Annotated in this window: 7 protein-coding genes; 4 read left to right on the top strand and 3 right to left on the bottom strand. The window is 60.2% G+C overall.

All coding sequences use genetic code 11. The annotated features are described in order from the left end of the window. Positions 1–84: 84 nt before the first annotated feature. From ACTJLA_RS20860 to ACTJLA_RS20850, 3 genes are read right to left on the bottom strand one after another with little or no spacing between them, the layout of a single operon-like run. Positions 85–852, bottom strand: coding sequence for a TerB family tellurite resistance protein (locus ACTJLA_RS20860; protein ID WP_054920689.1), 768 nt, complete (start codon positions 850–852; stop codon positions 85–87). Between the two features lies 1 nt (position 853). Then, positions 854–1,528, bottom strand: coding sequence for an N-acetylmuramate alpha-1-phosphate uridylyltransferase MurU (gene murU / locus ACTJLA_RS20855; RefSeq protein ID WP_054920691.1), 675 nt, complete (start codon positions 1,526–1,528; stop codon positions 854–856). Next, a complete protein-coding gene (locus ACTJLA_RS20850; protein ID WP_054920693.1) occupies positions 1,525–2,550 on the bottom strand; it encodes an aminoglycoside phosphotransferase family protein in 1,026 nt (341 codons plus the stop codon). Before ACTJLA_RS20850 ends, murU begins: the two co-directional genes overlap by 4 nt. Before the next feature lie 130 nt (positions 2,551–2,680). Between ACTJLA_RS20850 and ACTJLA_RS20845 the strand changes: the two genes are divergently transcribed. From ACTJLA_RS20845 to rsmA, 4 genes are read left to right on the top strand one after another with little or no spacing between them, the layout of a single operon-like run. Then, positions 2,681–5,521, top strand: coding sequence for an LPS-assembly protein LptD (locus ACTJLA_RS20845; protein ID WP_060772767.1), 2,841 nt, complete (start codon positions 2,681–2,683; stop codon positions 5,519–5,521). Next, positions 5,502–6,836 (top strand): peptidylprolyl isomerase, encoded by a 1,335-nt coding sequence (locus ACTJLA_RS20840; RefSeq protein WP_140915329.1) that lies wholly within the window; start codon positions 5,502–5,504, stop codon positions 6,834–6,836. Before ACTJLA_RS20845 ends, ACTJLA_RS20840 begins: the two co-directional genes overlap by 20 nt. Next, complete coding sequence (pdxA, locus tag ACTJLA_RS20835; RefSeq protein ID WP_054896797.1) at positions 6,833–7,822, top strand: 4-hydroxythreonine-4-phosphate dehydrogenase PdxA; 990 nt, start codon at positions 6,833–6,835, stop codon at positions 7,820–7,822. Before ACTJLA_RS20840 ends, pdxA begins: the two co-directional genes overlap by 4 nt. Continuing rightward, complete coding sequence (gene rsmA / locus ACTJLA_RS20830) at positions 7,819–8,631, top strand: 16S rRNA (adenine(1518)-N(6)/adenine(1519)-N(6))-dimethyltransferase RsmA (protein ID WP_072445547.1); 813 nt, start codon at positions 7,819–7,821, stop codon at positions 8,629–8,631. Before pdxA ends, rsmA begins: the two co-directional genes overlap by 4 nt. The last annotated feature ends 162 nt before the right edge of the window (positions 8,632–8,793 follow it).

Raw genomic sequence — 8,793 nt, 5'->3', positions numbered from 1 at the left:
GCGGCCCCTGGGAGTTTTTCGCGAGCAAGCTCGCTCCTCCAATCAGGGCTTGCCACTGCCACATAGAGTTGAGTGGCGATAGCCTCAGCGAAAATCGCGCCGCTCACGAATCAACGCATAGGCGTTATGCAATTCACGGGTTCGTTCAGTCGCTTCCCGCACTTGCGCGGGGCTGGCTCCCGTGCCGGCGATCTTGTCCGGATGGTGACGGCTGAGCAGGCGGCGGTAGGCGCGCTTGATCACCGAAGGCTCAGTGGTTGCCGTCACCCCCAGGATACGCAACGCCTCCTGATAGGCCCCCCCACGATTGGCCACTGGCTTGCGCTCCGGCGCGTAATCGGTCGCCAATGCCTGCAGCTGCTGCGGCGTCCAGCCCAGCCACTTGCCCCACTGGTCGATCAGGTCGCGCTCGGCAGCATCCGCCCGACCGTCCGCCCACGCCATGCGCCAACAGGCGCGCAGCACGCCTTCCGCCGCATGGGGCTGCGTCTTGAGCACCCGCAGGTAACTGCGTACACGGTCACTGCCGGACTTGCCACGGTTGAAGGCGCTGATCGCGCGGCGCTGGGCCGGCTCACTCATGTCCAGTGCGCGCATTTCCTGGCGCGCTTGCTGGATATGCCCATCGACAACCCGGCCATTACTCTTGGCCAGGCGTCCCAGCAGCACGAACAACAGCTCGTCGTTGCGCAAGGCCGGACGCCCACCCAGGCGCTCACGTAACTGCGCCCAACTGTGCAATTGCAAGCGACGATCCAAGGCCTGCCCCAGCAATGCCCCCAACAAAGCCCCCGGAATACTGGCAATGGCAAAGCCAGCCCCGGCGCCGATCAGCGTCCCTGGCCACAACATCCTAGCGTCCCTTTGTCAGCAAGGTTTCGACCTGCGCCAGTCGCTCCAGCGTCCCCACATCCACCCAGCGTCCTGCCATGTGCTCCCCCGTTACCAGACCTTTGGCGATGGCCTCGCGCAACACCGGGGCCAACTTGAAGGCACCGGCGCTGCAACCCGCGAACAACTTGGGGTCGAGCACTGAAATGCCACTGAAGGTCAGGTTATCGGCACCGGGCGCGGCATCATGAAGCACACCGTGATCCAGGTAAAAATCCCCGCCCGACGGGTGGTGCGCAGGGTTGTCGACCATCACCAAGTGCGCCAGGCCCCGGATCGGCTGCTTGAGCTGGGTGAAATCGTAGTCAGTCCAGATATCGCCATTGACCACCAGAAACGGTTCGTCGCCCAGCAGCGGCAATGCCTGGAATATGCCGCCCCCCGTTTCCAGCGGTTCACCCTCCGGGGAGTAGCGGATGCGCAGACCGAACTGGGCACCGTCGCCCAGGTAGCTTTCGATCTGCTCGCCGAGCCAGGCGTGGTTGATCACGATCTCGGTAAAACCGGCCTTCGCCAAGGCTTCAAGGTGATACTCGATCAGCCGCTTGCCGCCGGCTTGCACCAGCGGCTTGGGCGTATGCAGGGTGAGCGGGCGCATGCGCTCGCCCTTGCCTGCCGCAAGGATCATCGCCTTCATACGCTGGCCTCGGCAGGTTCGCGCAGGCTGGCGAGCAATTCGCCCAGGTCACTCAACTCAGGTCTGTCGGCCAGCACCGCTTCTATATAAGCGAAGAAACGCGGCACGTCGGCCAGGTAGCGTGGCTTGCCGTCGCGGTGGCAGATACGCGAAAAAATGCCGATAACCTTGAGGTGACGCTGCACGCCCATCAGGTCGCTGGCACGCAGGAACTCTTCAAAGTCGTCCTGTACGGGAATCCCCAGCTGCCCGGCGCGCTGCCAATAGCCGCGCTGCCATTCACGAACGCGGGCCTGGGGCCAACTGAGGAAGGCGTCCTTGAACAGGCAGGTAATGTCATAGGTCACCGGGCCGTAGACCGCGTCCTGAAAATCCAGCACGCCTGGGCTTGGCTCACTGACCATTAGGTTGCGCGGCATGTAGTCGCGGTGCACCAGCACCTTGGGCTGGGCCAGCGCGCTGTCGATCAACTGCTGGCTGGCACGTTGCCAGAGGGCTTGTTGCTCAGGGTCGAGGTCGATGCCCAGGTGACGGCGCACGTACCATTCCGGGAACAGTTCCAGCTCGCGACGCAATAAGGCCACGTCATAGCTGGGCAACGGCGCATCCATCGGCAATTGCTGAAAAGCCAGCAGCGCGTCGATGGCATCGGCAAATAATTGATCGGCATTTTCACCGTCAATCACGTCCAGATAGGTTTTTCTGCCCAGGTCATTGAGCAAAAGAAAGCCACGGGGCAAATCTTCTGCATAAATTTTTGGCACATTTATTCCCGATTTCGCGAGCAAATGCGCAATATCGACGAAAGGTTTGCAGTTTTCCTGGGGGGGTGGCGCGTCCATGACGACGAACGTATGGGCACCGCCCTCCCATCGAAAATAACGCCTGAAACTCGCGTCGCTGCTGGCCGCGGTCAATGTGGCCGGGGGCACGGGGCCCCAGTCCTGAGCGTTGAAGAGGATCGGCAACTGCTCATCCAGCCAGACTTCCAGCTGTTGTAAACGTAGATCTTGCTCGGGCATTACAAGGGTCTCCGACGGCGCTAGCCGTCAAGCGGGGCATGCTTTATTATCACGCATCTTTTTCAGACCATCGAGAGGCGTGCGGCCCAAACCGCGGGCAGATGGCACGCAGGAAGCCCGGACTAATAAGATGGCATTGAAATCCCCCGCGTTTCGTAGAAAATTTCCGTTGCTGGTAACCGGCAGTCTGCTGGCCTTGCAACCTTTCGCCACCTCATTCGTGGTCGCCGCGGAACAGTATGACTGCTCAGTCTCTGCTTCGGGTGCCTGGGATTGCGCGCCGAAGACCGCCGCCGCCCCATTGCCACCGCGCCCGGTGCATGACGGTGCTGCCGTCAGCTCGGCCAACAGCACGCCGCAAGGCAAAGCTGGCGGCAGCGTCGACGCCGAACCCAAGACCATGCTGGTCACCGAAGCCAAGGGCCGTGGCCTGCGTTCGCGCAGTGCCGACTACAGCCACCTTGACTGGGTACCTCGCGAGAAGCTGACCGCAGCACAGCTGGCCGAAACCGGCCCTTACTGCGGCGGCGCCTACATCGAGCCGACTCGTCCTGGCATGAACGACAAGACGAACAAGAGCGATGCGCCGACCTTCATCGGCGCCAAGGCTTCTCGTTACGAGCAGGAGCAGCAGGTCGCTACCCTGGCCGGTGACGTGGTCATGCGCCAGGGCAGCATGCAGCTGGAGTCGGACGAAGCCAGCCTGTACCAGGCGGAGAACCGTGGCGAACTGAATGGCAAGGTGCGCCTGCGCGATAACGGCGCCCTGATCGTGGGTGACCATGCCCAGGTCCAGCTCGACACCGGTGCCGCCCAGATCGACAACGCCGAATACGTGATGCACAAGTCACGCATCCGCGGTAACGCGCTGTACGCCAAGCGTGCAGAAAACGCGATCATCCGTCTCAAGGACGGTACGTACACCACCTGCGAGCCGGACAGCAACGCCTGGCAGCTCAAGGGCAACAACATTACGTTGAACCCGGCCACCGGTTTCGGTACGGCGACCAACGCGACGTTGCGGGTCAAGAACATCCCGATCCTGTACACCCCGTACATCTACTTCCCGATCGATGACCGTCGTCAATCCGGCTTCCTGCCGCCGAGCTTCAGCACCGGCAGTGAGACTGGCTTTACATTGGTAACGCCGTACTACTTCAACCTGGCACCGAACTACGATGCCACGTTGTACCCGCAGTACATGACCAAGCGCGGCTTGTTGATGGAGGGCGAATTCCGCTATCTGACCAAGTCGAGTGAAGGGCAGTTTGGTGGGGCGTATCTCAATGATGATAGCGACGAGCGGAAGAAGCAGACTGATTACGAAAAGACCCGCTATATGCTCAATTGGCAGCATAAAGGTGGGCTGGATTCGCGTCTGACGACCCAGGTCGATTACACCAAGATCAGTGATCCGTTCTACTTCCAGGATTTGAAGTCGTACCAGGAAGGCGTAGAGAGCCAGGACTTCCTGAACCAGCAAGGCTCGGTTACCTACCGCGGTGATAGCTATCAAGCTCGGGTGAACCTGCAGTCCTATCAACTGGCAACGATTTCCCAGATTACTCCGTATGACCGCTTGCCGCAGATCACCTTTAATGGTCAGCTGCCGTATCATCCGGGGGGGCTCAACTTCTCCTACGAGACAGAAGCCGTAAGATTCGATCGGGACCTCAGAAACGGAAATGTGGTCAATGAAGACGGCGGGCCGTTCAACTCCGATGGCACTATCGGTGAACGGCGCCTGGATAACTACGTAAGCGGCCTGACCCGTGCGAACGGTACACGCCTAAACGTAGCACCCGCTGTAGAGTACCCAATGAACTGGAGCTATGGCTTTATTACGCCGAAGCTCAAATACGTCTACACCAAATATGACCTTGACCTGGATAGCAAAGGCAAGAATGACATTATCGCCGCGCAACTGGCCGCAGCTCAGCCTGGGGCCGCTCCTTACGCCGGCGGCGTATTCAAAAGCTCACAAGACCGTGCAGTCCCGATTGCCAGCATCGACAGCGGCCTCTACTTTGACCGCACGACCAATTGGTTCGGCAAGGATTACAACCAGACGCTTGAGCCTCGCGCCTACTATCTTTATGTGCCGAATAAAGATCAAAGCGATATTCCGGTCTTCGACACGGGTGAGTACTCGTTCAGCTACTCCTCCCTGTTCCGCGATAATCGTTTCAGCGGTTCGGATAGAATCGGTGATGAGAACAAGCTATCCCTTGGCGTAACCAGCCGTTGGATCGAAGAAAACGGCTTTGAACGCCAGCGAGTTTCCGTCGGTCAGGCGCTGTATTTCAAGGATCGCGAAGTTCAACTGCCGGGTGTATTGGCTGCTGACCGCGACGATGCACGCTCCGACGTTTCGCCTATCGCTTTGGAATACGCTTTCCGCTTCAACCGCGATTGGCGCGCCACGGCCGACTACAACTGGGACACCGAAAGCCATGCCCCACGCTCCGGTAGTGCGATGTTCCACTATCAGCCAGAAGACAACCCGAACAAGGTCGTCAACCTCGGCTATCGCTACCGCAATGACCAAGTGGTCTACAACCAACTGACCGGCAAATGGCAGTTCGGTGGGGACTACGGCACGCCAGGTCAAGAGAACTACGTGAAGGATTACTACAAAATCCAGCAACACGACTTCTCGATGATGTGGCCGATCATTCCGCAGTGGAATTTGATCACTCGCTGGCAGTATGACTATGCACGCAACCGCACCCTGGAAGCCTTCGGTGGTTTCGAGTACGACAACTGCTGCTGGAAACTGCGCGTCATCAACCGCTACTGGGTTTCCAACGACGAGTACAGCCAGATCGCCCCGCTCAACGAAAAGGGTGACCACGGGCTCTTCTTCCAGATCGTCCTCAAAGGACTCGGCGGCCTGACCGGCGCCAAGGTAGAGAGCTTCCTCGACAAAGGCATTGAAGGTTATCGTGAACGTGAAGACAAAGCTTTCTGAGTGTTTGCGCCCGCTAGTGCTGGGCGCGCTGTTCCTGGGTACTGTTTCGGCACACGCCGCAGTTCAACAGCTGGATAAAGTAGCGGCCATCGTCGACAACGACGTGATCATGCAGAGCCAGCTGGACCAGCGGGTCAAGGAAGTTCAGCAGACCATCGCCAAACGTGGCGGTGGGGTGCCACCGACCAGCGTCCTGGAATCTCAGGTACTGGAACGCCTGATCGTCGAAAACCTGCAACTGCAGATTGGCGAACGTTCCGGCATCCGTATTTCGGACGAGGAACTGAACCAGGCTGTTGGCACCATTGCTCAACGCAACAACATGAGCATTGATCAGTTCCGCGCAGCCCTGGCCCACGATGGCCTGTCCTATGAGGACGCCCGTGACCAGATCAAGCGCGAAATGATCATCAGCCGTGTGCGCCAGCGCCGTGTGGCCGAACGGGTTCAGGTGTCCGAGCAGGAAGTGAAGAACTTCCTGGCTTCGGACCTGGGCAAGATGCAGCTCTCCGAAGAGTTGCACTTGGCCAATATCCTGATTCCAACCCCGGACGGGGCCAACTCTGAGCAGCTCAATGCCGCCGCCGCTAAAACCCAGGCGATCTACGAGCGCCTGAAAGCGGGTGCAGATTTTGCCCAGATGGCCATTGCTCAGTCCGGCAGCGATAACGCCCTCGAAGGCGGTGACATGGGCTGGCGTAAAGCGGCTCAATTGCCACCTCCGTTTGATCGCGAATTGAGCGCCATGGAAGTCGGCGGCATTACCCAGCCAGCCCGAACCCCGGGTGGTTTCATCATCCTCAAGCTACTGGAACGTCGCGGCGGCGAAACCTCGTTGAAAGACGAAGTTCATGTTCGTCACATCCTGGTCAAACCGAGCGAAATCCGCACCGAAACACAAACCAAGGAACTAGCCCAGAAGATCTATGACCGCATTGAAAGCGGTGAAGACTTCGCCACCCTGGCTAAAAGCTTCTCGGAAGACCCAGGCTCTGCCCTTAACGGCGGCGACCTGAACTGGATCGACCCGAGGGCACTGGTGCCCGAATTCCAGCAGGTCATGGCCGACACGCCACAAGGCGTATTGTCCAAGCCGTTCAAGACCCAATACGGTTGGCATGTCTTGGAAGTCCTTGGCCGTCGCGCCACGGATAACACCACCCAGGCCCGCGAGCAGCAAGCCCTGACCGTACTGCGTAACCGCAAATACGACGAAGAGCTGCAAACCTGGCTGCGTCAGATCCGTGACGAAGCGTATGTAGAGAACAAGCTGCCAGGCGCCGAGCAAACAGGCACCGACCAGGCAACCCAGTGAAACCCCAGCGTTTCGCAGTGACACCCGGCGAGCCGGCCGGCATTGGTCCAGACCTGTGCCTGCTGCTCGCCTCGCAACCCCAGCCACACCCCCTGATTGCCATTACCAGCCGCGACCTGCTCCTTGAGCGGGCCGCGCAGCTGGGTGTGGCCGTCAACCTGCTGGAGGTGGCGCCGGGCAACTGGCCCGACCTGGCGGCCCCCGCTGGCAGCCTGTATGTGTGGGACACCCCGCTGCAGGCCAAGGTGGTGGCCGGGCAGTTGAACACGGCCAACGCAGCATTCGTGCTGCAGACGTTGACCCGTGCGGGCCAAGGCTGCATCGACGGCGACTTTGCCGGCATGATCACCGCACCGGTGCACAAAGGCGTGATCAACGAATCCGGCATCGCCTTTTCCGGCCATACCGAATTCCTCGCGGAACTGACCCATACCGCTCAAGTGGTGATGATGCTCGCCACCCGTGGCCTGCGTGTGGCGCTGGTGACTACCCACTTGCCGCTGCGTGAAATCGCCGATGCCATCACTGCCGAGCGTGTGGAGCGTGTCACGCGCATCCTGCACAGCGACCTGCAACACAAATTCGGCATTGCCCAACCGCGCATCCTGGTCTGCGGGCTCAACCCCCACGCCGGTGAAGGCGGCCACTTGGGCCATGAAGAAATCGACATCATTGAACCAACACTAGAGCGCCTGCGCCAAGAAGGCATGGACCTACGCGGCCCATTGCCTGCAGACACTCTGTTCACCCCCAAATATCTGGAGCACTGCGATGCAGTGCTGGCGATGTACCACGACCAGGGGCTGCCCGTGCTGAAATACAAAGGCTTCGGCGCCGCAGTCAACGTGACACTGGGCCTGCCGATCATCCGCACCTCCGTCGACCATGGCACGGCCCTGGACCTCGCAGGCAGCGGCAAGATCGATACCGGCAGCCTGCACGTGGCCCTGGAAACCGCCTATCAGATGGCCGAGACCCGTATATGACTGAGCATTACCAACACCGGGCGCGCAAGCGTTTCGGGCAGAACTTCCTGCACGACGCTGGCGTGATCGATCGCATCCTGCGCTCAATCCACGCCAAGCCAGAAGACCGCCTGCTGGAAATCGGCCCGGGCCAGGGCGCGCTGACCCAGGGCCTGCTGGCCAGCGGCGGGCAACTGGACGTCGTGGAACTGGACAAGGACCTGATCCCGATCCTCAACCAGCAGTTCGCCGGCAAAGCCAACTTCAACCTGCACCAGGGCGACGCGCTGAAGTTCGACTTCAACAGCCTTGGCGCTGCGCCCAACAGCCTGCGGGTGGTGGGTAACCTGCCGTACAACATTTCCACGCCGCTGATTTTCCACCTGCTGAACAACGCCGGAATCATCCGAGACATGCACTTCATGCTGCAAAAGGAAGTGGTGGAGCGCCTGGCCGCAGGCCCTGGCGGTGGTGATTGGGGTCGTTTGTCGATCATGGTCCAGTATCACTGCCGCGTGGAGCACCTGTTCAACGTCGGTCCAGGCGCGTTCAACCCGCCGCCGAAGGTCGATTCGGCCATCGTACGCCTGGTGCCGCATGCCGTGCTGCCGCACCCGGCCAAGGACCACAAACTGCTGGAACGCGTCGTGCGGGAGGCGTTCAACCAGCGCCGCAAGACCTTGCGTAACACCCTCAAGGCCCTGCTGAGCAATGCCGAGATCGAAGCTGCCGGCGTTGATGGAAGCCTGCGCCCCGAGCAACTGGACCTGGCCGCGTTCGTGCGCCTGGCTGACCAGCTTGCCATACAGCCTGCATCCGAAGTGGAATAGGCCGTAAGAACTCGATGCAATCCAATGTGGGAGCGGGCTTGCTCGCGAATGCGCAGTATCAGTCACCAAATGTGTAACTGATGCACCGCCTTCGCGAGCAAGCCCGCACACATTTGCTCCGCGTTATACCGATAACGCTTGCCGGCTGCCCGACACATGTCT

It is taken from the genome of Pseudomonas sp. 22072, assembly GCF_052046095.1.
Classification (GTDB): domain Bacteria; phylum Pseudomonadota; class Gammaproteobacteria; order Pseudomonadales; family Pseudomonadaceae; genus Aquipseudomonas; species Aquipseudomonas paracarnis.
This window is presented reverse-complemented; position numbering and strand designations above follow the sequence as displayed.

Excerpts from the sequence above, each read along its gene's own strand:
- ACTJLA_RS20860 (WP_054920689.1), bottom strand. The coding sequence starts at position 852 with ATGTTGTGGCCAGGGACGCTGATCGGCGCCGGGGCTGGCTTTGCCATT.
- ACTJLA_RS20850 (WP_054920693.1), bottom strand. The coding sequence starts at position 2,550 with ATGCCCGAGCAAGATCTACGTTTACAACAGCTGGAAGTCTGGCTGGAT.
- murU (WP_054920691.1), bottom strand. The coding sequence starts at position 1,528 with ATGAAGGCGATGATCCTTGCGGCAGGCAAGGGCGAGCGCATGCGCCCG.
- ACTJLA_RS20845 (WP_060772767.1), top strand. The coding sequence starts at position 2,681 with ATGGCATTGAAATCCCCCGCGTTTCGTAGAAAATTTCCGTTGCTGGTA.
- rsmA (WP_072445547.1), top strand. The coding sequence starts at position 7,819 with ATGACTGAGCATTACCAACACCGGGCGCGCAAGCGTTTCGGGCAGAAC.